We start from the raw sequence: 25,430 nt of genomic DNA, 5'->3' as shown, positions 1-25,430 counted from the left end.
ACTACAAACTAAAGTCCATTTTTCTATTATTTAGATTACTATTATTTTTTCATCACAGTCATAAAATGAAACCTCAATCAGCGGCGTTCTTTATGTAAACGAAGGAATAGACCCCCTTTTAAAAGGGGAATCTGTTTCCAAACGTTATTATTAATATTTACCGTAAAATGAATTAGCCTTCATTCGCCCATCATTTGTCATAATCATTTCTTCCAAAATCTTTTGCCTATCCCGAATATGCTGAGCTGCCTTAATAATGAACGGGCTTACTTCTGCTGCAACTTGCGCACGCGTTTCTTCATCCAATGTCATCATCCAGCGATTTAACATCTCACTCTTCTCAGCAAACTCTCTGTCTGACACTTGCAATTCACCGATTTCATTAAAACAGCTGACAAACGTCCGATAAATATCATTGTTCATTTTCAAGTGCTCCGCGGTAACCGTCTATTAAATCTTGTAACACTTTCACAATTGCATCAATATCTTTCGCTTCACGCGTTACTTTCATCGTTTGAATTTGAATGCTAATCCAATCGTATAACCCATAGAGACTATCATATAAATCTTTCGTAATCTCAGGATTTAATTGAAGCTTTAGTTCTTCAAAAATACGTTCTAATTTTTCAAGAAGTGCGTCCCCTTCTTGTAGTTTAAAAGTATGTAAAATCTCTTCTAAATTACGGAACTCTACAATACATCTTTCATAAATAAAAATTGTATTTTTAATCGGATTACTCGTCATAATATCATTTTGCATATAACGTTGCCATGCTTGCATACGATCACTTCCTCAACTTTCATTAATCATCACTTTTTTGTTTTGTCATTGCTTTAATTGTTTTTAATTGGTTATCCAGTGCGGCTAGCGTGCTTTCTAACTTAGAATATTTATCAATAATAGTTATTTGTTTCTCTTTATTTACTTTGTCAATATCTCTTATTTTATCATCCAAATCTTTTACTTGCTTTTCAATACTTTTTGAGCGTTTTCCTATAACTCCTTCATCTCCAAAGATTCCATTTAATTTTTTCTCCATATCATGGCCTAAACCAGTAAAACCAAAGAAAAATTGCTTCACTGTTTCTTGATCCTCTTTAAAAGCATTTTTTAATTTCTCTTCATCTAGAGTCATATTCCCACTTTTGTCCACTTGAATTCCGAAATCATTTAAAAACTTTCCATCTTGTGAATATCTAAATATATTTGTCATTGTATTACTAATTGAAAATGCAATACTACTTCCTTGTACAGCTCCATTTTCACCAGCAAATAAATCTAAAGTTGAAACAGCTTTATTATATTCATCCTTCATTTTTTTGATTAAATCAATGGAGTCTTTTATATTTGAATCCTCAACAGTAATCTTGATAGGTTCTGTAGTTACTTTTTCTAAATTAATTATTAAACCTGGAATCGTATCAATTTTATTAGATACACTCGAATCTTTAATCCCATTTATCGTATATTCAGCATTTGTAGCTGCTGTTATTTCATGGGCAACCGTAAATACCTTGTTATTATCCTTATCTATAGATGACTTCACTAAGCCTATTTCTTCTAAAAAACCTTCTTTGCCATCTACTAAATTTATTGCTCCTTTTTCCCCAGCTGTAGTAGATGTAAAGAACAATTGTCCCCCCAATGAATATACAGACACGCCATAATTTCCATTATTAATTTTATTTACTAACTCTTTATAAGTCATGTCCTTTGAAACTTTAACTTCTTTACCATTAATACCAAACGTAACATCTTTTTCAATTTTTGCATCTAAGTCTATTTTATCAACTGGTTTTGTTGTAATTTGATGGCGTTCCGCAATTTTTTCGACTGTAACAGTATATGTTCCAGCAATCGCTGCTGCATCTGCCTGTGCAGTAACAAACCCCTCTTTGGTTAGAGTTGTTTTCTTTTCATTACCTTTAAATTCATTTAAATCTTTAAAAACTTGCAAAAAGTTTCCAAATTCTTTTTTCATACTTGCATATACATTTCGTTCAGTTGTTAGCAACTGTTTTTGGTTATTATACGGTGTCTTCTTCATTTCCAAAGTTTGCAATTCTAATTCTACAAGTTTTGAGGTATCAATCATATTATTACCAAGGTTCCAAATCTGTTGTCTATCACCAATACCCGTTAAAGTCCCTGCCATATTTCCCACTCCTTATTTTTTACATGTAATCTAAAATGCTCGTTTTACTCATCGTACTAACTGCCTTAAGTGTCGCCTCATACGTCGCATTTATATAAGCTAAATCGGAAATCGCTACCGCTAAATCAACATCTTCAATTTCTTTACGATTTTCTTGAAGCGCTAAATTTTGTTCACTTAAAATCGTCTTAAACGTATCAATAGTATTCATCGTTGAACCGACTTCCGTCGTACGATTAATAACATTGTCTAAGTTTTTCTTATTCCCCTCCAATAACGGTTTCAACGTGTTTTGATCACCACTTTGCATAGCATCTTTCATCTTTACTAACGTTTGAATTACAGGAGTTAATAAATCCTCACTTTTACGAAAAGCTTTAATTTCATAACCATCGTTCAGCTTCCACATTACATCATTTCCGCCACCTTGGTATGTCCCCTCATCTGTAAACGGGGGCTTTTCTGCACTGTCCCCACCAAAAATGTAACGTCCTTGTTCTTTTGTATTTGCTAAATACACAACTTGTTTTACCAGTTGGTCTAACTCTGCTCCAATTGCTTTCAACTCTTTTTCACTATTCGTTCCATTTAATGCTTGTATAGTTAATTGATCCACCCTCGTTAAAGATTTCACAATACCCTGCAATGTGTTTTCTGTTTGACTTAGCACATTTCTAGAGTCCGCTATATCTTTTTGCATTTGTTCAATATTCGCCAATGAATGTTGAATCGCAAATGATTTACTCGCTGCAAGTGGATCTTCACTCATAAGAAGATTTTTCTTCCCTGAAGTTACTTGGTTTCTATGGTATTGTTGTTGCACATTCAAATCCATTAACTGATTCTTTGCCCAGTTTGCATTTTGAAATGTAGATACTCTCATTTCTATCTCCTCCTTATATATTTCTAATCAATTATTATCACTTATCGAATAATCGAAAATAGACTATCAAACACTTCATTCATCGTAGTAATAGCTTTAGAGTTTGCGACGAAATATTTTTGGAAGGCCATTAAATTTACCATTTCCTCTTCCATATTTACACCTTCAACGCTCATTTTTTCTTGTTGAATACCTTCTAGTAAGTCGCCATGAATTTTTTGATAACCATTTACTGCACTTTTATCAGATGCAACACGAACTATAAATTGGTCTAATGCTTGTTTATAAGAAAGACCTTCTTTATAATCGTCATCTGTAACTGCTGCTAGTTTATTTGCTGTTTCAGCAGACATTTTCATTTTCGAAACATCTTTTTGGAATTCTGGATTTAACTTCATCTCTTTCGCATAATCTCCAACGAAGAAATCTTTTCCCATCACTGTATTCACTTGATTTTTCATCGAACTCATTAAGTCTTCGAGATTTTTTTTATAATCAACAATCTTTGCTTTCGTATCAATCGCTGATTTTATCGCCCCGCTAGTTACAGAGATTTCTGAACCGTAAATCTCAACTGACATTGGGTCTTTTTCTTTATTTAATTGAAGTGGATATGTATCTTGTCCATTTACTGTTAAAATACCATTCATTCTAACACTCGCGATATTAGGATTCATAGATTCATAAGATACTTCGATGTTTGCATACTTAGACATCTCTGTAACGATGCGATCTCTTTCGTCTAGAAGTTGATTCGGTACTTGTGTACCTGCTTGTCCAATTTTATGATTCGCTTCTGCTAAACTAGCAGCAAGACGATTAAATTCATTAACATGCGCCTCAATATCTTCTGCTGTCTGTGCTTCCACTGTATCTAAGTTTTTCGCAAGACGATTCACTTGACTTGTGAACTTCCCAGTTTCAGAAATTAATGTATCGTAGTAGTTTGGTTGTTCTGGATTTTTTGCCACTTCACGAAAGGCATTAAAGAAACCGTCCATTAAACTAGATAATGAATTCTTTCCTGTCGTTCCAACCATAGACTCTACACGTGATAAAGTCGAATTCATGTAGTTATAGTAAGAGAGTTGAGATAATTGATCATTAAACTGCTTCGTCTTTACCTCATCAGTAATACGGTCAATACCTAGCGTTTGTACACCGTAACCAATCCTCTGTTCTGGCGTATGACCATTGCTTGCTCCAACAGATCCGTAATTCACCATTTGACGCACATAACCCGGTGTATGAATGTTAGACAAGTTTTGTTTCGTTGTTTGTAACCCCATTTGAGCCGCTAACATGCCCGATAGCGGTGTATTATAATCAGATAATCTCATAAAGCTTCACTTCTCCTTTACAATAGTTCGTTCATAAAGATTTGCGAATTATTGTTTCGCTCTAAATTATATTCAGAAACAGAATCCACAATACTTTCTGTAGTTTTTAATAGTACGTTTAAGTAATATTGATTTTTCAAAAGAAGCATTTTTACATTCTCTTCTAATTCAGTTACGTTTTTTTGTAATTCTTCCATTTTTTCAATTTCTTCTTGAGAAAAATACGAAAATAACGCACTTACACGAAACGCTTCAACCCCTTGTTCTTTACAGAACTGAACAACCATTTCTTCTAATGAGCTTGATAACCCTTTTAAACCATCAATGTACTGCAATTGCTCTACTTGCAATTTTTGAACTGCATTTACATTTTTATTTTTTAAATTCTCATATATTTGCTCTCCAAGCGCTTGAATATTTTCATACGCTTTTTGAATAATAACGAGTTTTTCATATAATTGTATGTACATATAGCTTCCTTCCTTTTACAAGACTAAATTCACAATTAAACCATGGATTTCTCCAATTTGATTTAACATTTCTAAATGTCCTGTTTTCGTATTAATTAAATTCATAACATCTTCTAATTCATTCAATCCCATTTCTGCCTGTTTCACAATCGTCATTTTCTGTGAATATCCGTAACGCGGGTGACGAGACATGACATCTTTATACTGCAATACATTATCCACGTAAAAATTCAAAAATGATTTTACTGTATTTTTGTATTCCATTACATTATCAAGCGTTAATTCCATTTCAATTTTCTCTTTAATTTCTCCAATATTATCGACAAACGCTTCCATTTGTTCTAGTAATTTATCTTTTTTCGGATCTGCATGCAAATTATCCGAAAATGCAAGTCCTGTTCTGACATTTGCTTCTTTCGGCATTTGAGTAGCAGGCGGTATATGCGATAAAATTGGATTATGCGAGATAGAACGTAGCATATATATCACCTATTTATTTTTTTATTTCTTCCTAAACTTAATCGTAAAATCCAGTTATTTATAATTATACTCTGAACAGTAATATTTTGCAGTTATTTTTTATAAAAGATATGTTACAATTTAGCATGAGGTGGCACAATTCTATGAATATTTTCCTTTGTGGTTCAAATCAATTAACAGCATTAGATCAAGAAGAAATTAAAAAATTTTTAACTGACTATGCTCACAAACATAAAATTTACATATTATGTTATAAATCTATCGAAAATGAGGTTCTTCGTTTTTTCGTTGAGAATGAAAGACTCGCTCAAAATTTATGCCTTTACACGCTGCAACCATTACAAGCAATAACAGATGAATTTCAAGAAGTCGTTGATTACTTAAAAAAACACGGAGCCGAATATGTTGCTTTTGATCATCCTTCCGACTCCATTTACCGATCAGATTATATGTTTTTTGTTAAACAAATTATTGAAGACACTGATTTAGTTCTCTGTTTTTATAACGGGGACAAACATACATCTGTCATCCCTGTCGATGTCGCAAAAGAAGCAGGTATTGATGCTGTCATTTATGATTTACCAGGATTACATGAAAAGCAAATGAAAAAAAGCTTTGAACAAAAAATTCGTATGATGTAAAGGGGGAGGCACAATATCATTATTGTGCCTATTGTAAATATGATAATTGAACAAGATTATGATCATTTTATCGCGAGTTTTAAACAACAATTCAATATGGATATCGCTTCGTATAAGCAAGATAGAATGCGCCGTAGAATCGATGCTTTCATTTCGAGAAAAGGCTTTGAAAACTACACTAATTTTTTAAACAAATTACGTGCTGATCAAAATTTATTTTTAAATTTTATTGACTATATTACAATTAACGTTTCAGAGTTTTTTAGAAATAAAGAACGATGGCAAACTTTAGAGTCGAAAGCACTACCAAAATTACTCGAACAAAATAGCGGAAAATTAAAGGTATGGAGTGCCGCTTGCGCTGCTGGTGAAGAACCATATACACTCTCTTTAATTTTATCAAAGCATCTAGCTCCATTTCGTTTTGAAATTCAAGCAACAGATCTTGATTTTCATATTTTAGAAACCGCAAAACGCGCTCAATATACAGAACGTTCGTTAAAGGAATTACCTACTGATTTGAAAGAACGTCATTTCACAAAAGAGAATGATCTATATTCATTGCACCAAAACATTAAACAAAACGTCTCGTTTAAACAACACGACCTTTTAATGCAGTCATTCGATACAAATTATGATTTGATTATTTGTCGTAATGTAATGATATATTTCACAGAAGAAGCAAGAGTAAAACTTTACGAAAAATTTAGTCGTTCTTTACGAAAAGGCGGTGTATTATTTGTTGGTAGTACGGAACAAATTTTAACACCCGAACGTTACAATCTTCAGCGATTTGATACATTCTTCTACGAAAAAATATAAAAGAGGTCGTCACAATGGAGTGACGACCTTTTTACATAACTCGAATTAAAATAATACCGACAATCCATATGAAGAGAAAAAGAAACGTCATAGACCATTTATGTTCTTGCATCGTTTGTTTCAATGCCTGTGATAATTGTGTCATGTTCATTTCCGCAAGCGCTCTCCATACACTTACATCCCGATCTTTAGCAATGCGGTCTGTAACGCTAATTAAAATCGTTTCGTTAGACAATTTCGTTATATAAGCAGTAATAACCGTTACCATCAAATTTATATTTCCTTCTGAAGAATCACTTTCCACTCTAGAGATAAGTGCACTTACATCTAGTAAAGGAATATGTACTTTTCTACCAAATGATAGTTGTACTTCAGCGAAATCATATGTTCCATCTAACAAAGGAAGTTCTTTTATATGCGCCTGCTTAATAAGTCCTTGCAGGCTTCTAATTACTTGTTCAAATACTTTTTCTGATTGCTTTCCTTCTTGAGATAATGTATGTAACTTTTTAAAAAGTTGTAACACTGTATCCATCTCTTTAGAAAGTATTTCCTTCATAATCTTTCCATCACTTAAACTTGCAAGTAAAATACCTATTTCATTATTTTTCGAAATAATTTTAGACTGTCCAGTAAACACTAAATTGCTACGCTTTCGTTCTTTCTGGATTTCATGTTCCGAAATAGCTGCAGGCTGTTTTAATGGTTGTAGCGTCTTATCTTCAATTGTCGTACGTTTAATCTCCATTTAAGCGCCTCCACTACTATGAAATAATTAGCCCCATTCTTTATTACTCTTTAAAACTAAAAACAGTACGAACAAACCTGACATGATAGTAAATACATCCGAAGCTTGTACTCCCTGTTCACCTTTTTCTTCTTCCTTGTCTTTCGTTTCTTCTTTTTGTTCTTTCTTTTTAGAGACAACTTGTTTGTTACTTTTCTCTTTTTGGTCCTTCGCCTTATGCACTTCCTTGTTGTCTTCGAACGGCTCTTTTATAACGTAAGTAAATTCCTCTTTCTCTTTCAACGGTTCTTTTATAAACTTATTTACTTTCTCATCTTGCTTCGGAATTTGAACAACCGGCAATTTTTCTTCTAGAAGCGGGTTTTTGATTTTCAAATCTTCTTGCTTCTCATTTTCTTTCTTATCTTCTAATTCATTTTCTAGTTTATTATCTAATTTCTCTTCTTTCTCTTTCTCTTTCTCTTTCTCTTCTATCTTTTTATCATCTTCGTTTTTTGGCGCCAAAACAGAAATGGTATATTCACTTTCTTCAACAAGTTTATTACCTGCTGCATCTATTATCTCTACAAGTAATTCGTATGGCCCAGCCGGCAACGCTTCTGTTATTTCAAATACTTTTTCCCAATCCATATCATGCTTGTTGTAGTCTAATAAAAACGAAAGCTCTTTATTTTCTTTCCCTTTTAATGTAACGCGCACTTCTTTTACAACCGATTCTATATCTGACGCTTTTACTCGTATATGTATAGAATCTCCCTGTTTTCGTTCAACTAAGTTCTCTTTTACTTCATCAATAGTAACTTTCTGTAACTTTGGCAATTCTTTATCTATAGTTGGCGTTTCATTTTTAATACGAATGAGCGGGACTTTCACTTCATTTTTTACGATTTCTTCTTTCTCATTCTCTTTGTAACTTTGAACGAGCTGAAGATTCCAATCACCTTGCAAATCAAAATCCTCTGCTTTATAGTTAGTAACCCAGCTCTTCGTTTCTTCATCATACTCAAAAGATAGTATTCTTTCTTGCGCATATTGCTCGCCATTTTTTTGTAACTGCAATATACCTTTCATACTTTCAATGTTTTTCCCATTTGGTTCTACAGCAATTCGCACTTCTTCGCCAACTTTAAGCTCCGGCTTATTTACTGTAATAATTCCTTGTTCTGTTTCTATCTTTCTTTCATTCAATTGTTTATTTACTACTTCTTGTTGCTCTGCTTCTTTTTGTTTCTCTTCATCTTGCTTCGTTTCCACTTGTTCTGACGATTCTTGAGATTCCTTATTTTCTTCTTGTACATTCACTTCATTTAATTTTTGATCTGACTCAATTTGTTCCTCAGCCTGACTTTGCAAGGGGAAGAACAAGCACACATGTATGCATAGCCAACTCATTAGAAAAAACTTTACGTTTTTCATCTACTAGTTCAAACTCCTATTTCAATGCCTTATAGTGATTTCGTCACTTTTACTCCAAAAAATCCATCTACATTTACAAGTTCACCATACGCCACTAATACATCATTTACATAAATACGAATCGGTTCATCAATATCCTCATCTAGTACAACTGCTTCATTTTCTTGTAAACTTAATATATCTTGAATCGTTTTCACTGTACTTCCAAATACAAATTTCACGTTCATTTCTACATTTTGTAGAATGGACGTGTCCATATATACTGGTTCCATTTGTTTTACTTCTTTAAATTCAATAGGTTGCACAACTGGTTCTACAATTTTTTCTTCTTCAATTTCTTCTGTGGCAATCTCTTCTTCTTCCACCATCGGATACAGAAGTCGCCTTACCATTTCTTTCGCTTCGGAAATTGGCAAAATTTGATACATCTTCGATTGAAGCAAATCGCCAATTTCAAGATTGAACGTAATTTGAACGAGTTCGTCCACTTCCATTGACTCTCCCAAATATTCCATTTCTTCTTTTAACGTTACAAATTTAACATTTGGCGGCGTCATGTCCATTTTTTCTTGAAACATTTCTGACATCGCCGTAGCAGCATGACCCATCATTTGGTTCATAATTTCTTTAATACCGCTCAGTTCTAATTCAGTAAGCTCTTTTTCTGGGTCAACTTCCCCTGTTCCCATCATCATTAAATCTACCATTGTTAAGGCAACATCTTTCGTAAATACAAATACATTCTCATTCTTTAGCCCTTCAACAAAGTCGACATTTAAAATAACAAATGGTACTGGTACTCCATCATAATGACGAACATTGATTGCTTCCACATTTGGTGTACTAATTGTAACTGGCTGATTTAAAAGCGTTGACAATACTGTTGAAGCGGAGCCAATTGAAATATTTGCAATTTCACCAAGCACATCTTTCTCTTCTTGTGTTAAATGCTCTTTTTCAACTTCTTCTACAATCTCAGTTTCCACTACTTCTGCTGGTTCGTCTGTTTCTTCTACTCCACCAGATAATTGCATTAATTTATTTACCATTTGTTTCGCATGCTCAACTGAAACAATTTGTACAAGTTTAGAGTTTACAAGATTATCTATCTTTAAATCAAACGATACTTTAACAATCGTATGATTCCCATCGATTTCAGAGATTTTCTCCATTTCTTCTGATAACTTTACAACTTTAATCGTCGGCGGAGACATATCTACTGTATCTTGGAAGAATTCCGACATAGATGTAGCTGCGAATCCCATCATTTGATTCATCGCTTCTTGTACAGCACTTAGCTCTAATTCACCAAGTTCTTTTCCGTCCTCGACTTCACCTGTTCCCATCATCATTAAATCAGCAATGGACAATGCAACATCTTGCTTAAGAACAAGAAGGTTTTCCATATCTAATCCTTTTGTAAAATGAATGTTTAATACAACATGTGGAACTTCGACATCTCTTGAATCATATAAATCTACCAACTCTATACGAGGAGCAGTAATGCTTACTTGCCTATTTAAAATTGTTGATAATACAGTCGAAGCTGAACCAAGTGATATATTTGCAATTTCGCCAAGAATATCGCATTCTTGGGGCGTTAAATGCTCATTTTCTTTTTCTAGCACAATCGTGCTCGTATCCCCTTTTGTGTGTTGCTCAGGCATTTTCCCTGCCTCCTCATTTCTGTTTTTCTATCAAATAATATAAACTCTTATTTTATGTTAGCAAACTCATTAGTATAAAACGTTACTATGTATCCCATTATTAGATTCGTAACGATTAGCCAAAAAGCTCCCCAATTGTATACAAGTGGGGAGCTTTCCTTCATTCCTATTATAAACCTTCTGGGTTTAAAATGAGGACCACTCGTCCATCACCGAGAATCGTCGCACCAGAGAAATAGTTAGAACTCTCTGCAAAGAAGTCACCTAATGACTTTAAGACTATTTCTCTTTGACCGATAATTGTGTTTACAATAAGTCCATAGCTGCGATGTGTGTTACGAACAATTAACACAGGAACCATTTGACCATCATATGACGCAAACGCCTCATCTACTGTTTTTTCACCAAATACAGTACTTAAATGTTTCACTTCAATAATTTGATTACGATAATTTAATACATCTTTTCCTTGTAAGGATTGGATGTCTTCTCTCTTAATTCGAATTGCTTCAACGATATTTCCAAGAGGTAAAGCATAACGCTTATCATTCGTTTGAACAAGCATAGATTGAATAATAGACAACGTTAATGGAAGTTCAATTCTAAATGTACTTCCCTTTCCTTCCTCAGAATCAATAATTAAATGTCCACCTAAACTATGAATCGTATGTTTTACAACATCTAATCCGACACCGCGTCCAGAAAGATCTGATACAACTTCAGCTGTACTAAATCCTGGTTGGAAAATAAGATCAAACACTTCACGATCTGTTAATCTATTCGCATCCGCTTCAGTTACAACACCATTTTTAATCGCTTTTTCTAATACTTTCCCTTTATTAATACCGTTTCCATCATCCGTAATTTGAATAACGACATGATTTCCACTATGAAAGGCTTCTAATTTAATCGTACCTGTCTCATTTTTACCTGCATCACGTCGTTTTTCAACAGTTTCAACACCGTGATCGATTGCATTTCGAATTAAATGAACGAGCGGATCACCGATTTCATCAATAACAATTTTATCTACTTCAGTATCTTCACCTGTAATTTGTAAATCGATTTTTTTCCCTAAATCTTTCGCTAACATACGTACCATACGCGGGAAACGATTGAACACAGTTTCAATCGGCACCATACGCATATTTAATAGTACATTTTGAATATCTTTTGAAATATCGCCTAATCGATTTAAATGTTCAATTAGCTCCTTGTTTTGAATTGTTTGAGCCAATTCATCAATGCGCCCACGTTCAATTACACTTTCTTCAAACATATTCATTAATCTTTCGATTTTCTCTAATTGAACACGAATTGAACGATTCTCCACTTTAGCATTTTTCGTTTTTGTAGTACTTTTAGCTGGCATAGTACTTAAAGGTTGATTCGTTGCCTCTATCGGTGATTTTACTTGCGTAACCACAGCAGGTTGTAGCTTTTCTTCTACTTGCACAACTTCTTGTGTCACGACTTTTTTAGAAGCTACTTCCTTCGATATAGGTTCTCCTTGCTTTACTTCCACTTTCTCAATTTCAGAAACATGAAGTACTACTTGTTTCAACTCTTCTATACTACAATCCGTATCCATAAATACTGTAAATTCAAATCCGAAAGCATCTGCTTCAATTTCTTCAATACTCGGAGCTGTTTTTTGTATATTCCCTACATTTTGCAATGCTTCAATACACATAATGGCACGTACTGCTTTTAAAATCGCTTGCTGTTCAACTGTTATATGCACTTCATGCGAAACTCCATCATCGGTGTCTATATGATTTTGCTCTATATGTTCCGTAGGAGTTTCTACATTGCCGTTCAATAATGCTTCTAATTTCTGTTTAGTTGAGGCTACATCAATATTGCCCATTCCACCTTGTTGCACATCTGCAACCATCTTCTCCAAATTATCAATGCACTCAAAAATCACATCAATAATATCCGCATTTACAACTATATTTCCATGACGAATTTCATCTAACACATTTTCCATCTTATGCGTTAAATCAGCCATTTCCGTAAATTCCATGCTCGCAGACATACCTTTGAATGTATGAGCGGATCGGAATATTTCTCCTACAACATCCATATCAGCAGGATTTTGTTCTAACACTAGCGCATTCTCATTTAGCGACTGTAAATGTTCTTCTGACTCTTCGAAAAATATATTTAATAGATCTGTTTGCATTTTTATCCCCTACCTGTCTAACAAACATTTCATTTATGTATAACAATTTAGTGTTTTACAATGAGAAAAAAGGGGGCCACACGTCGATCCGCTATCACTGTTTTGATTCCTTGTGGCACCCCTTCTATATTAACTATTTGCTACTTTTGTTAAAGCTTCAATTACACGATCCGCTTGGAATGGCTTTACAATAAAGTCTTTTGCCCCGCCCTTAATTGCATCTAATACCATACCCTGTTGTCCCATTGCAGAACAAATAACAACCTTTGCACTTGAATCAATTTTAATAATTTCTTTTAATGCTTCAAGCCCGTCCATTTCTGGCATAGTAATATCTAATGTTACAATATCAGGTTGAAGTTCTTTATACTTTTGAATTGCTTCTACCCCATTCTCTGCTTCGCCAATAACTTCAAATTCAGCATTACTTTTTAATAAGTTTTTAATCATCGTTCGCATAAACATCGCATCGTCTACTACTAAAATTTTATGTGCCATTCTTTTTAATTCTCTCCTTCTATGTATAAATATATCTTAATATTTCACCTTATCATTCTCACTCATTATACAAAATAAAATGATAAAATTTAATATTTTTTTAAAAGAATTTTCGTATTTTTATTATTTTATTATTAAAATAACAATATACTACTCTTTTATATAAATAACAACGCGACGGTTCTTTTCCCAGTTTTGCGGTGAATCATTTGGTACAATTGGCTTTGTGTCTGCATATCCTACCGCAGCTAGCCTTTTATCGTCCACATTATACACTTCAATTAAATGGTGAATCATATTTGCCGCTCGTGCTGAAGATAACTCCCAATTAGAAGGGAATTTCTCGTTATGAATAGGTCTACTATCTGTATGTCCCTCTACAACAATTGGGTTAGGTACGGATTGAAAAAATCCAACTAATTGACTTATTATCCCTTTCGCTTCGGGCTTAACGTTCGCATCGCCTGTATCAAATATTAAATTATCTACTATAACGACGCTTACCCCTGTATCCTCTCGATATACATTCACTTGACTAATACCGTTATTATCTACATACGCTTTTAACTTCTTATATAATTCATCCATTCTCTTTTTTGAAATCATTTTTTCATCATTTTTTTCATGTGAAATATCCGGTATTGTATTTTCCATTACTTTTGCATCTACTTGCTCCGTATCACTAAACTTTTCAAGCATCTTTGACAATTTTACTGCATCTTGCTTTGATGTAGCAACTAGTAATACAAAGAAAGTTAATAATAACATCGTTAAATCTGTAAAAGTCGTCATCCAACGAGGCGATCCCTTTTGCGGTCCTTTACTCATCATACCACTCCTTGAAATATTAGGCTGCTCCTTTTACCTTTTTTACCTTTGTTTCGTATACGTATGTATCCAGTTTCAACTTTAATTTAGAAGGGATTTGTCCACGATACAATTCTGAAATAGCTTCTATTACAAACTTCTTCTCTGTATATAAATCTTCAATACCACGATATACTTTTTCCGCAAGAGGGATTGCAATCATATTCGCAAGTACAGACCCATATAATGTCGTTAACATCGCAACTGCCATCCCTGTACCAATTTGCGATGTATCTTGTAAGTTTTGGAGCATAATGATAAGACCAATTAAAGTCCCTATCATGCCCCAAGCTGGAGCAAAATCACCAATTTTATCTAATAATGCTGCTCCTTTTCTTAACTCATACACTTCCGTTTCAATATCTTTCAATAACACTTCTTTTAATTCATCTTCATCGTAACCGCTTAACATTAATCGAATTCCTTTTTGAATAAAAGGATTATCCACTTGCTCTCCATCTACCTCTAAAGAAAGCAAGCCGTGCTTTTTAGACTTTTTCGAAAAATCGACAAACAAATCCGTTAACTGTTCTAAATCTTCTTCTCTTCTATGTAAAACAGTAAAAATGCTTTTCGTATATTTTTTTATTTCTCCAAATCGATATGCCACAACAATTGTCGCTGTTGTTCCCCCTATGACAATTAAAATAGATGAAACATCTAAAAAGTTTTTGAAAGCTTTTATTCCACCGCCGCCAAGCATAATTGCCGCTATCACTATAATGAAACCTACTATAATGCCCACTGGGCTAGAAATATCAAACTTCCTTTTTCTTCTTTGTGGTCTAGCTAATACTTGATTTTTCTCTCCCATATTTCTGCCCTTTCCTTTCCATTTTTATATAACATTTTTTTATTTTAATAATACGTTTTCACATATAACATGTATTATACGCTTATCATCTGTTTATCGCAATATACTCATGAAATTGACACATTTCATTTCTATATTAGAATTATGGTATGAATAAATGAGGAGGATCACGATGGAACACAACATTTTACAAGTCATTGCATTAGCAGAAAAACTAAAATATGAAATGCGACATAGCTGGCTTTCCAACGGACGTCAAGAAAGTGTTGCCGAACATACATGGCGTATGTCTCTAATGGCCATTTTAGTTGAACCTTATTTGGATCAAAAAGTAAATATTGAGAAATTACTTAAAATGGTTATTATTCACGACCTAGTCGAAGCCGAAGCTGGTGATATCCCTGCATTTGATACAATGAATAGTCATGAATTACAGCTACAAAAACAAAAAAATGAACTAGAAGCTATTTTAAATATTAAACAAACATTAACAGGTTCTCTCGGTGAGGAATTATATGACTTATGGATAGAGTTTGAAGCGAAAGAAACGTACGAAGCAAAAGTTGCTAATGCACTCGATAAACTTGAGGTAAAAATTCAGCATAACGAAGCTGATATTGATACGTGGCTACCAATTGAACATAAAATGACATTCCAAGTAGCAAAGCATACAAACTTTGATTCTTTCCTATCTAAATTACAAAAAATTATTGAACAAGATGGAGAAAAGAAGTTAATTGCTGCCGGCATTGATGTTGAGGCATGCAAGCAATAATGAAATAAGACACTCAACAAGAGTGTCTTATTTCATTATTGTTGATATAGCCTGCTTATAAATAAGCTGTTGTTTTCCATCCACTAAGATTAAAACTGTAAATTTATCTACTCCAACAACTTCTCCTATTATTCTAACACCACTCTTTAAGAAAATTGTAACTGTACCTTTTTCTTCTTTTATTTGTTTATACAATTCTTCCTGTAAATGTTCCAATTACTGTCCCCCCTTTCCGTGAAACATCTTAATATAAAAAACTATAAATTTTTTATTTATGCACTTTGTCTTTTACATTCATAAACTTATTAATTAGTATATCTAAATCTCGGCTAAATAACAAAACTTTATCATGATCCAATCCGTGTCTCGCAACAAGTTGAATTAACTCTTTCTTTTTGTTTTCTATTTTATTTTTTAATTGTCCCATCTCCATCTCTATACTAAAACTCCCTTTTCCCATAATATTACTTGTAAAATTATAGTACATATTCTCTCATAAAAAAATAAGAAAATGGTTTTTTTTACAATTTTTTATTTTTTATGCCTAAATTATGAATTACGTAAAGGTTTATTTACAAATCACTAACATGCAATCCTAATGAATCTACAGGCATTTGTCTAATTATAAATGAGACTGGCTCGTTTTCTATACAAAAAACATACTGTATATAGTAGTCCATGAACCATATAGATTAACTTACTAAAAAGGAGGAAAACATATGAGTTATGGTGGAAGTTGCGCTGGTTTCGGCGGTGGATTTGCTTTGCTTATCGTACTATTCATCCTTCTAATCATCATCGGATGTAGCTGTTGGGGTGGCGGCGGATACGGATATTAATATATCCTATCCTTGAAAAATGAACTAAAAACTATAGAAAAACAGCTCAAATATGAGCTGTTTTTTTTCATACTTTCGTATGAATTTATATCCCTCTTATTTGCGATTTCAACTAGCAACATATTGTTTACTATAGAATAAGAACTATTTTACTAAGGAGGATTACGATGATTAAAGGTCTTTACGAAGCACATTTACCTGTTGGACTTCCTACAGAGAAGAGAGTGTATGTAAGCGAATTAGAAAAACAAGTTCCAGCATCATCAATACATAAGGATTAATCTATTTATGTCGGTTTCTTATTCCACACTTCTTAAAACAAATAAAAACTTCAATAAACTATTTTATGGGCAAACATTAAGTGTACTTGGGGATTGGTTCCATACGGTAGCTTTATTAACATTTGTCTACAGCTTAACGGAATCGCCGTTTATGATCGCACTTACTTTTATAAGTAAAAGTTTACCACAGCTTCTTCTTAGTCCATTCATAGGCGGAATTGTAGATCGTTTCTCTAAAAAGAATATTATGATTTTTACCGATATTACACGGGGAATTCTAGTCCTTACATACTTACTCGCAGGCTATAAAATTGAGATTATTTTCATTGCTAATATATGTTTATCTGTACTTGCTTGTTTATTTGAACCGGCTAAACAAGCAACCCTAAAAAATATCGTACACCAAAATCATTTCGTAACTGCTAACTCTCTTTCTAGTACAATTAATGGTTTTATGTCTATTATGGGGGCTTCTTTGGGCGGAGTAATTGCACAATCTTTACATATTGAGTTCGCTTTTTTAGTAAATAGCCTATCATACTTTCTTTCAGCCTATTTTATTTATAATATGAGTATTCCTGCTCATAATACTTGTAACAAGAACAAAGCATTTTTCACTGATATAAAAGGTGGTTATACATACATATTACAAACAAAAATCATTTTAACATTAATTCTTGTCGGCATTTCATGGGGGATTATTGGAGGCGCTTATCAACTACTTCTAACGATCTATGCCGAAAAAATTTTCCATACGAACATTGGGATTTTATATACGGTTCAAGGGGCTGGGCTTATGATTGGAAGCCTTCTCGTTAATCTTTATATATCCCATAATAAAGAAAAAATGAAAAAAGTATTCGGTTGGGCCTACTTATTACAAGGAATTTTCTTTCTCGGATTCATTCTATCCGATCAACTTATTATCGGTATCATTACTTTATTCTGTATGCGTATAGCAGGAGGAATTATCGTTCCACTTGATACGACATTACTTCAAACTTACACACACGAAAATATGATAGGTAAAGTTTTTTCATTCCATTATTCTATTTACGGATCTCTTATTCAGTTATCGATGTTTTTTACAGGAGGCTGTTAGAAATTCTTTCTCCTCAAATGATTGGCTGTTTATTAGCTACATGCTGTATTTTTGTAAGTTTTATATGGCTGTTCTTGTTTTACCGCGGGGATCTCAGTGAATAATTTAATGATAATCAATACATTTTGATCCCACTCATTATTTGTTTCCCCATAATAAAATTGTTTAAAAATACAAGTCAGATTTTTTAGTTAAAGAGCCTTATATGGCAACACTATTTGAGAAAAAACTAGATATTTATGTTAAAATACAAATAAGTTTGTGAAATATTGCACTTAAATAATAGACTTTAACTAGTTAAACTTGATTAAATAGGAGGGCTGTTTTGGGTATCACATTCATTTTCATATGTATTATATTAGTGGCTTCTATTTTGCAAGCAAGTACAGGTTTTGGCTTTTCCATAATGGCAACCCCTTTCTTACTTATGTTATTTCTACCACAAGAAGCTATACAAATAAATATTATTTTATCTTTAATTATCTCTATTTCACTCATTTGGAAAATAAGAATGGACGTTGATTTTGTTCTACTGAAAAGGTTTATTTTTGGAAGTATAGTTGGTGTTCCTTTTGGCATTTTAATTTTCATTTCCGTTAACATAAACACTTTTAAATTAGCAGTTAGCATCCTACTCTTACTATTAACATTGTTGCTAATATGCAACGTTAAGGTTAGATCAACACAATCTAGAGATTTCATAGTTGGCGGATTATCTGGTCTTTTAACGACAAGTATCGGTATGCCAGGTCCTCCCCTGTTACTTTATTTTACAGGAACTAATACTGAAAAAGAGAAGTTAAGAGCAACTACATTAGCTTTTTATCTGTTTATATATTTCATTAGTCTAGTAACCCAAATACTCTTTACTGGCACAAACAAAACCATTTGGGAATCAAGTTTTTATGCCATTCCAATTGTATTTTTAGGTTTGTTTATAGGTCAAATTATTTTTAAATGGCTTAATCAACGGATTTTTAAAATATTTACGTACATTCTTTTGAGCTGCACAGGTATATATCTTCTTATTGAAAGTTTGCATTTGTTATAAAAGGTGCTTTAGTTTGTGCCATAACAGATAGGTTTCAAATGAAGTATCGTTATATTTTTAAACGTGATAACGATAAAAAGCGGCTATTATGCCGCTTTTTATTTTCAAATTAAATATTTTAAAACTAGAAGCCCACCTATCGCTATTACAAACATATTGAAAAAAATCAGCCAACTTTTTTCAAAGTCTTTATATCTCTCTTCTTTCACTCCACGTTGTTTTAGCTTCTCAATTACGTTTTTTAATTCTTGTTCATGCTCGGTACTTCCTAATTGTATATAGTTATTATCTATAGTAATTCCATATACATTCTTCATTTTTTTATGTCTCGAAACTGCTTGAATTGAGCTAATTAGCACATTGTACTCATTTATTTTTTTGAAATAACAATCTAACGATTTAATTCGTAATCTTGTATTCGTTAAAACAATGTAATAATAAAAAGTAGCACCTGTCGTGAATATATTCGGTATAACTTTAGAATTTACAAGACTCCCCTCTTCTACTAATATTTCACATTCGATTTTTTCTCCTTCTTGTAACTCTTTACGAACTAATTCTTCCAACATTTGCATCGTTAATTTCTTCAATAACTCCCCGTTTTTCACATAATACTTATCTATATTGATGGACTCATTTGCTTCTTTCTCTAAACGTGTAATTTCTTCCTCTGAATATTGGAGCTCATTTAACATCGATAATAATCTTTTATCCATATTACACACTCCCTTTCCACAGTTTTTGAAGTTTCCTCTTCCCACGAGAAATTCGATTGTATATATAATCCGCCGTTACTTTTAATTCTTTCGCAATATCGTCAATGGAATATCCATCAATATACCTCTTTAAAAAAATATATCGATCTTTCTTATTTAAATCTTGAACTATTTCCATAATCTCTTCTTCTTGTTCTATTTCATACCTATCATGTACATCTGTATCTATTTCTACGTCTTTATCGATTGTATTCTCTTTATATACTTTCTTTTTATATTCCAATGCCTTCAATTTAGTAATACCAATCATCCAAGATTTTAAGTTTCCCTTTTCGGTATCAAATTGGTCGATATTAAACCAAATGACAGTAAATACATCGTTATAACAATCATCCACATATTGTTTTTCAATAGGGGTACTTAATGATTTATGAATAATGTACAAAATTAATTTTCCATATTGATCAATCACTTCTTTCAAAGCATCTTGATCATGTTTTTTCATAGCTATAATTAAATCCTCTTCAGAATTGAAAATCATAAGCCTCTTCCTTCCTCAGTTCCCCTTTAGCAGCTGCTTTTACTTACTATTGGCATTTCATTCTCATTTTCTATCACTTTTGTAAAAAATTATTAATTTTTATTTCTATGTATATGATAACAAACAAAATACCTAAGTTCAGAAAGAATAAACAACTTTCTGGGCTTAGGTATTAACAATCAAACTATTCACTTATACTAAAGTTTTATCACAAATCTCTGTTACATTTTTAAAATATTGCAGGTTCTCCTTCGCTTCACCTTCATTAAATAAATTGAGTTGCTTCATTATTTCAGTAGCAAATTCAACGTACGCAGACCCTACCGCTGTTATTATTTTTCCATCAACAGTTACATCTTTATTTTGTTTATATTCCCATTCATGTAAATGTGCTAACTGTTTTTCACCAGATGTTAATGATGTTGAGAATTTCTTCTTATTAAGCACTCCAGCCGCATGTAGTAAAGATGTTCCTGCACAAATACCCGCTATCCATTTATTTTGCTTATGTAATTCGTTCACGATAGATAACAATTGTTCATTTTCTAAATGATCAAAAATATGTCCTCCTGGTACGATAAACACTTCATAGTCCGCTACTTCAATATGCTCCATAGAGACATGTGGTTGACACAAAAACCCGCCTTCTCCTGTAACTGTTTTTCCATCTACTGTTGCTGTTATTATTTCGAATTCCTTACTGATCAAAAATAAACTCGCTATATTCACTTCAAATTCTGCAAATCCATCAAATAAAAAGATTAAAGCTTTTTTCATATTATCCCCTCCCTCTATACTTATTCGAAGACAATGACCTTTCTCCTCCAAAAAAGACAAACCTACATCACAGGTTTGCCTCTTTACTCACTTCTTATTTAATCCTTTTTCACTTAAGAACTCTTTCATATGCATTCTTTTTTCTTTAGACATAAACGAACTCATTGATTCCGTCCATGTTACGTTTTTCTTGTTTGATGATCTTTCTTTATAATACGCGCTCATCGTTTCATCATATTCATTTAATAATTCATCATATTTCTTTTCATCATATCCATTTTCATGAAGGATTGCTGCTACTGGTAAACGTGGTTTCACTCCATGATCTTCATCTGGTACGCCGACTGTCATTCCGAATACAGGATATACTTTATCAGGTAAATGAAGCAGTTCACTCACTTCTCTCGGATTATTACGAATACCACCAATATAACAAATACCGTATCCTAGCGATTCTGCTGCTAGTGCTAAGTTTTGCGCAAAAAGCGAAGCATCTACCGTCGCAACGATAAAGTCTTCTACTCCCTCATGCTTTATCTCTGTACTATGTTTTTTACATGCAATTTCAAGTCGTTTTAAATCTGCACAACAAACAAAAAATGCTGCACAGTCCTTCACATGACGATTTCCGGATAGCTCTGCTAGTTTAGCCTTTAATTCCTGATCTGTTACATATATAACAGAATACGCCTGTACAAAATGTGATGAAGCTGCATGTTGCGCAGCGTGCACCATCTTTTCTACTACATCTTTCGGAATTGATTCTTCTTTATATTTACGAACTGAAACATGTTGCTCCATCTTATGTATGATCTCATTCATGAAAATCACTCCTTTTTTCTCTTCATAATGAAAAATTAACATATCTTTTTCAATTTTCACAACTTATAAGCACAAAAAGAGCAATTCTTTTTGAACTGCTCTTTTTTAAAACGTTTATCGATACGGTAAATGAAATTACACTTATCATATTACGCCGTTTTCAAAACTTTAATACCTTTTACGATATTCCAAATGAAGTAGTAAATTCCTACAAGAATGAACACTGCATATGTGATAGCCATTCCAATTCCAGCACCGTCAGATTGATTGAAACCTAAACCGTACATGCCTGATACTGCTAGTCCTCCAAATAAGATTGCGTATGGGAAAACATGTGACCAAAATGCTTTTTTCGCGTGATACTTCACTTCATCTTCTGCAACAAAGTACACGATAATTGGTAGTAAAAATGGTGCAAAAAAGATACTAAAGTAACATAACGAAGATAAAATATTATTTCCTTTCATCCGATTCACCTCTAAATAGTTTTTGTTACCTTCATTATGTCAGGAAATCATTCTAGAAACTATCGCTTTACCTTTCACGAACGTGACATATTTGTAAGATTTTCCTCAAACTAAATCCCGCCTGAGTTTCAGACGGGATCACTTTCACTATATTCGATTCATAAACCAATACTCTGTAATTGCTAAATATTCTCGTACATTCGATGGAATGATGATTGGTTTCGGTGTTTTTGCCGGAAGACCTTCTAATTGTAAACCTTGTTTGGCCGCTATTTTTTTCGCTCTAAACATGTGAAAATCGTTTGTTACGATCATACCTTTTTTCATATCGGCTGGAATTAACGGTTTTGAGAATGTAATATTCTCATCTGTACTCGTAGATTTGTCCTCCATTATAATGCGGTCTTCTGCGATATTTTGTTTTATTAGTCCTTGTTTCATTGCTAATGCTTCTGAAATGTCTTCGCCTTTTCCTTGTCCTCCAGATACGATAGCGATTGTTTTCTCATGTGATTTTAAATATTCAGCTGCTTTATCAATACGATATTGCAATGAATAAGATGGTTTCGTCCCATTTACTTTCGATCCTAGTACAATTATGTAATCAGCATCGTAGGTTGCATTCATATGCCCATGCTTATAAATGTGATATTGTAAAAAACCCGCATACACGGCGCAAATCATTATAACAACTAAAATGCCCTTCATTATTTTCTTCTTTCTCATATTCATATACTCCTATTTTCTTTTACTTCCTTCATGATAATATCCATTTATTTGTTTGTATACAGACAGATTCCAATAAACCCTAATTTATCCTCTGAAAGGTAATATTTATATTACTTTCGGGAATAGTAAGTACAACTTTACACGAAGGAGTGTCTCTATTGCTTCTCTTTTTATGTAACGTGTCGTTCTTTTTTATCTTATTTTTACTATCGCTTAAGTTACTCGGTAAATCCGCGTTAGCACAACTAACTCCTCATGATTTTGGGGCTATAATCTTTTTATCTTATTTAGCTTTCCAGGCCATACCCGTCTCTGGTGCTTTACAAGCATTTCTCGGTATGGTTGTTATCACATGTTTACATTTACTTCTTACAAAATTAAGCCTATTCAACAAACTAAATCGTTTTATTCTTGGACACCCTATCATTTTAATTAAACATGGTGATATTATTTTTGAGAACTTACAAAAAAGTAGATACCCCATTGCAGAACTACTTTCTAATCTTCGCGTTGCAGGATATCCAAGTGTTCATGAAATTGAATACGCTATTTTAGAAGCGAACGGCGCTATTAGTATTTTACCAAAAAGAGAACTTGTACCATTAACTCCAAAAGATTTAAACATAGAAGTTAAGTATGCTGGATTACCAATTGCACTTATCGTCGATTCACAAATTCAATACGATAACTTAAAGTTAATACATAAAGATGAAAAATGGTTATATAAAGAATTAAAAGAAAAAGGAATTACAAATATTAAAAACGTTGCCTTTGCTTCTGTTCAAGAAACAGATGGATCTTTTGCGATTAGTTTAAAGGAATAAAAAATCCCCTTAATTGCTTAAGGGGATTTTCTTCATCATATCGCTTCTTTCTCTCCTGCCATATTTAATGGCACAGGATGTTTCATGCGATTCATCGTAAATACGATAATTGCTGTCATTACTTCAGCAACTGGCATAACGAGCCAAATTCCATTTATACCAAATAATTTCGGCATAATCCATAACAATGGAATAATAAATAGTAATCCTCGGCTCATTATAATAAGTACTGATTTCTTCGTTTGTCGTACTGATTGGAAATACTCTCCATACACAATGTTATAACCTAAAAATACGTATTGGATAAAGAATAAGCTAATACCTGTTAAGGTTAACTCCAATAATTCTGGAGATTGAACATCAAATAAACCAATGATATATTTCCCGAAGAATAATCCGACAATTATCGCAATGCCTCCGAGGACAACTGCAATTTTCACAGCAAACTTCAATCCTTCACGAAGTCTCTCTGATAAATTTGCCCCATAATGGAAACTAGCAATTGGCTGTAATGCTGCTCCAACACCAAAGAATAATAGTAATGTCATTGCATGAATACTATTCACCATCGCATAGGAAGCTACTCCTACTTCTCCTGCATATTGGACGAATGCGATATTAAAACCAATCGTTACGATTGCAACCGTACTTTCTGCTGTAAAACTTGGGAAACCAATCACCATAATTTGTTTGACAGTATCCCATTCAAAATGGAATTTCGTCCACTTTAAAATACTACTTTTTCTAAAGAAATGAGTTAATAATACAAGGAAACCAATCGCTGCCGAAAGAATAGTCGCTGAAGCAGCACCTGTTACACCCCATCCAAAGATAAAAATAAAGATATAGTCAAACACTATATTTAATACAGCTGTTACAACAAGACCAGCCATTGCTAAATTAGGATTTCCATCATTTCGTATGAATGTACTTAAAATATTTTCTAAAACGTATATCATTCCAAATGTTAATAATACGTGTAAATAGTCTAACGCATATGGTAGAATCACTTCATTTGCACCAAATAAATATGCTAAATCTTCTATTCTCCATAAGCAAATCGCTGCTAAAATCCCTACGATAACAACTGCTACCGTCATGGATTGAGTAAAAATAGACCTTGCTCTTTCTCGTTTATTTTCACCTAATGCAATGGAATATAACGTTGCCCCGCCCATTCCAATCCATAATGAAATAGAGAAGAAAATCGAAAACGCTGGAATAGCCACGTTTACTCCTGCTAAACCGTTCGCCCCAACTCCTCTACTAATCATGACCGCGTCAATTACAATATTCACTGACATTAATACCATTCCAAGAACGGCTGGTATTAAATATGAAATAAATAAACTTTTAATTGGTTTTTCTCTTAATTTTTCTGTTGCTTCCATACTATTATGCTCCTTTTTCAACTCTCTGTTCACAGTTTAAACCTTCAAGTAACTTGAAGGTCAAGAGAGAATTAAAAAATAGGTAACTGAATTATATTAATGAATGTAAATTTGTAATCAATTCA

The 25,430-nt window shown here is 33.1% G+C and carries 29 protein-coding genes and 1 pseudogene; 7 read left to right on the top strand and 23 right to left on the bottom strand.

All coding sequences use genetic code 11. The annotated features are described in order from the left end of the window. Positions 1-150: 150 nt before the first annotated feature. The 7 genes from NST90_RS08275 to NST90_RS08245 are packed head-to-tail and all read right to left on the bottom strand — an operon-like array spanning position 151 to position 5,329. Positions 151-423, bottom strand: a complete 273-nt coding sequence (locus NST90_RS08275; protein WP_016124342.1) for a hypothetical protein — start codon at positions 421-423, stop codon at positions 151-153. Then, complete coding sequence (locus NST90_RS08270) at positions 413-781, bottom strand: flagellar protein FliS (RefSeq protein ID WP_048558875.1); 369 nt, start codon at positions 779-781, stop codon at positions 413-415. Before NST90_RS08270 ends, NST90_RS08275 begins: the two co-directional genes overlap by 11 nt. Positions 782-803: 22 nt before the next feature. Next, positions 804-2,156, bottom strand: coding sequence for a flagellar hook-associated protein 2 (locus NST90_RS08265; protein ID WP_061113514.1), 1,353 nt, complete (start codon positions 2,154-2,156; stop codon positions 804-806). Between the two features lie 19 nt (positions 2,157-2,175). Next, complete coding sequence (locus tag NST90_RS08260) at positions 2,176-3,039, bottom strand: flagellar hook-associated protein 3 (protein ID WP_074619167.1); 864 nt, start codon at positions 3,037-3,039, stop codon at positions 2,176-2,178. Positions 3,040-3,080: 41 nt separating this feature from the next. Continuing rightward, a complete protein-coding gene (flgK, locus tag NST90_RS08255; RefSeq protein WP_049108345.1) occupies positions 3,081-4,379 on the bottom strand; it encodes a flagellar hook-associated protein FlgK in 1,299 nt (432 codons plus the stop codon). A 17-nt stretch (positions 4,380-4,396) separates the two neighbouring features. Further along, on the bottom strand, positions 4,397-4,849 hold the full coding sequence (locus tag NST90_RS08250) for a hypothetical protein (RefSeq protein ID WP_000275882.1): 453 nt from the start codon (positions 4,847-4,849) through the stop codon (positions 4,397-4,399). 15 nt (positions 4,850-4,864) lie between these two features. Continuing rightward, the gene (locus NST90_RS08245) at positions 4,865-5,329 is read right to left on the bottom strand and encodes a YaaR family protein (RefSeq protein ID WP_000946323.1); all 465 of its coding nucleotides are present in this window, start codon (positions 5,327-5,329) and stop codon (positions 4,865-4,867) included. A 143-nt stretch (positions 5,330-5,472) separates the two neighbouring features. Between NST90_RS08245 and NST90_RS08240 the strand changes: the two genes are divergently transcribed. Together NST90_RS08240 and NST90_RS08235 are read left to right on the top strand one after the other, a co-directional pair. Then, positions 5,473-5,970 carry a flagellar motor switch protein FliG gene (locus NST90_RS08240; RefSeq protein ID WP_001020110.1) on the top strand — a complete coding sequence of 166 codons (498 nt, stop codon included), beginning with the start codon at positions 5,473-5,475 and terminating at the stop codon, positions 5,968-5,970. Between the two features lie 39 nt (positions 5,971-6,009). Beyond that, positions 6,010-6,792 carry a protein-glutamate O-methyltransferase CheR gene (locus tag NST90_RS08235; RefSeq protein WP_000582873.1) on the top strand — a complete coding sequence of 261 codons (783 nt, stop codon included), beginning with the start codon at positions 6,010-6,012 and terminating at the stop codon, positions 6,790-6,792. Between the two features lie 31 nt (positions 6,793-6,823). On the opposite strand, the gene NST90_RS08230 is transcribed toward NST90_RS08235, so the two are convergent. The 7 genes from NST90_RS08230 to NST90_RS08200 all read right to left on the bottom strand — a co-directional run bounded on the left by NST90_RS08230 (position 6,824) and on the right by NST90_RS08200 (position 14,990). Beyond that, a complete protein-coding gene (locus tag NST90_RS08230; protein WP_000403960.1) occupies positions 6,824-7,540 on the bottom strand; it encodes a hypothetical protein in 717 nt (238 codons plus the stop codon). A gap of 27 nt (positions 7,541-7,567) precedes the next feature. Then, a complete protein-coding gene (locus tag NST90_RS08225) occupies positions 7,568-8,956 on the bottom strand; it encodes a transglycosylase (RefSeq protein WP_074619166.1) in 1,389 nt (462 codons plus the stop codon). 29 nt (positions 8,957-8,985) lie between these two features. Next, a complete protein-coding gene (locus tag NST90_RS08220) occupies positions 8,986-10,623 on the bottom strand; it encodes a flagellar motor switch protein (protein ID WP_283748213.1) in 1,638 nt (545 codons plus the stop codon). Positions 10,624-10,792: 169 nt separating this feature from the next. Then, positions 10,793-12,811: a chemotaxis protein CheA gene (locus NST90_RS08215; RefSeq protein WP_283748214.1), complete on the bottom strand. Its 2,019-nt coding sequence runs from the start codon at positions 12,809-12,811 to the stop codon at positions 10,793-10,795. A 129-nt stretch (positions 12,812-12,940) separates the two neighbouring features. Next, on the bottom strand, positions 12,941-13,309 hold the full coding sequence (locus tag NST90_RS08210) for a response regulator (RefSeq protein WP_000940568.1): 369 nt from the start codon (positions 13,307-13,309) through the stop codon (positions 12,941-12,943). Positions 13,310-13,459: 150 nt separating this feature from the next. Next, entirely contained in the window at positions 13,460-14,137 is a 678-nt protein-coding gene (locus NST90_RS08205) for an OmpA family protein (RefSeq protein ID WP_000033625.1), read from the bottom strand. A 19-nt stretch (positions 14,138-14,156) separates the two neighbouring features. Beyond that, entirely contained in the window at positions 14,157-14,990 is an 834-nt protein-coding gene (locus NST90_RS08200) for a flagellar motor protein MotP (RefSeq protein WP_000504191.1), read from the bottom strand. A gap of 172 nt (positions 14,991-15,162) precedes the next feature. On the opposite strand from NST90_RS08200, the gene NST90_RS08195 reads away from it, so the two are divergent. Next, complete coding sequence (locus tag NST90_RS08195) at positions 15,163-15,765, top strand: HD domain-containing protein (RefSeq protein ID WP_000400766.1); 603 nt, start codon at positions 15,163-15,165, stop codon at positions 15,763-15,765. Between the two features lie 27 nt (positions 15,766-15,792). Here NST90_RS08195 and hfq read toward each other — a convergent pair whose 3' ends face one another. Both hfq and NST90_RS08185 read right to left on the bottom strand, forming a co-directional pair. Further along, entirely contained in the window at positions 15,793-15,981 is a 189-nt protein-coding gene (gene hfq / locus NST90_RS08190) for an RNA chaperone Hfq (RefSeq protein ID WP_000400664.1), read from the bottom strand. Positions 15,982-16,033: 52 nt separating this feature from the next. Then, positions 16,034-16,252, bottom strand: a complete 219-nt coding sequence (locus tag NST90_RS08185) for an aspartyl-phosphate phosphatase Spo0E family protein (RefSeq protein ID WP_000291689.1) — start codon at positions 16,250-16,252, stop codon at positions 16,034-16,036. Positions 16,253-16,484: 232 nt separating this feature from the next. On the opposite strand from NST90_RS08185, the gene NST90_RS08180 reads away from it, so the two are divergent. The 3 genes and pseudogenes from NST90_RS08180 to NST90_RS08170 all read left to right on the top strand — a co-directional run bounded on the left by NST90_RS08180 (position 16,485) and on the right by NST90_RS08170 (position 19,038). After that, a complete protein-coding gene (locus NST90_RS08180) occupies positions 16,485-16,604 on the top strand; it encodes a YjcZ family sporulation protein (RefSeq protein WP_000120179.1) in 120 nt (39 codons plus the stop codon). 288 nt (positions 16,605-16,892) lie between these two features. Further along, positions 16,893-18,091 (top strand): annotated as a pseudogene (locus NST90_RS08175) (MFS transporter). Positions 18,092-18,312: 221 nt separating this feature from the next. Continuing rightward, the gene (locus tag NST90_RS08170; protein ID WP_006922654.1) at positions 18,313-19,038 is read left to right on the top strand and encodes a sulfite exporter TauE/SafE family protein; all 726 of its coding nucleotides are present in this window, start codon (positions 18,313-18,315) and stop codon (positions 19,036-19,038) included. 104 nt (positions 19,039-19,142) lie between these two features. Here NST90_RS08170 and NST90_RS08165 read toward each other — a convergent pair whose 3' ends face one another. From NST90_RS08165 to NST90_RS08140, 6 genes are all read right to left on the bottom strand, one after another. Then, positions 19,143-19,754: a hypothetical protein gene (locus tag NST90_RS08165; RefSeq protein WP_006922653.1), complete on the bottom strand. Its 612-nt coding sequence runs from the start codon at positions 19,752-19,754 to the stop codon at positions 19,143-19,145. 1 nt (position 19,755) lies between these two features. Continuing rightward, positions 19,756-20,295, bottom strand: a complete 540-nt coding sequence (locus tag NST90_RS08160; RefSeq protein WP_006922652.1) for a sigma-70 family RNA polymerase sigma factor — start codon at positions 20,293-20,295, stop codon at positions 19,756-19,758. A gap of 192 nt (positions 20,296-20,487) precedes the next feature. Then, a complete protein-coding gene (locus NST90_RS08155) occupies positions 20,488-21,072 on the bottom strand; it encodes a type 1 glutamine amidotransferase family protein (RefSeq protein WP_016122207.1) in 585 nt (194 codons plus the stop codon). 87 nt (positions 21,073-21,159) lie between these two features. Then, positions 21,160-21,894: an oxygen-insensitive NADPH nitroreductase gene (nfsA, locus tag NST90_RS08150; protein ID WP_016122206.1), complete on the bottom strand. Its 735-nt coding sequence runs from the start codon at positions 21,892-21,894 to the stop codon at positions 21,160-21,162. Between the two features lie 149 nt (positions 21,895-22,043). Beyond that, on the bottom strand, positions 22,044-22,361 hold the full coding sequence (locus NST90_RS08145; protein ID WP_000678055.1) for a DUF4870 domain-containing protein: 318 nt from the start codon (positions 22,359-22,361) through the stop codon (positions 22,044-22,046). A 147-nt stretch (positions 22,362-22,508) separates the two neighbouring features. Then, entirely contained in the window at positions 22,509-23,087 is a 579-nt protein-coding gene (locus NST90_RS08140) for a YdcF family protein (RefSeq protein ID WP_006928736.1), read from the bottom strand. Positions 23,088-23,248: 161 nt separating this feature from the next. Here NST90_RS08140 and NST90_RS08135 point away from each other — a divergent pair, with 161 nt between their 5' ends. Further along, complete coding sequence (locus NST90_RS08135; protein WP_000923924.1) at positions 23,249-23,914, top strand: DUF421 domain-containing protein; 666 nt, start codon at positions 23,249-23,251, stop codon at positions 23,912-23,914. 35 nt (positions 23,915-23,949) lie between these two features. On the opposite strand, the gene NST90_RS08130 is transcribed toward NST90_RS08135, so the two are convergent. Beyond that, entirely contained in the window at positions 23,950-25,305 is a 1,356-nt protein-coding gene (locus NST90_RS08130; RefSeq protein ID WP_000388389.1) for an MATE family efflux transporter, read from the bottom strand. Between the last annotated feature and the right edge of the window lie 125 nt (positions 25,306-25,430).

The sequence above is a fragment of the Bacillus sp. FSL E2-8900 genome (genome assembly GCF_037966225.1).
In the GTDB taxonomy this organism is placed as follows: Bacteria; Bacillota; Bacilli; order Bacillales; family Bacillaceae_G; genus Bacillus_A; species Bacillus_A cereus.
This window is presented reverse-complemented; position numbering and strand designations above follow the sequence as displayed.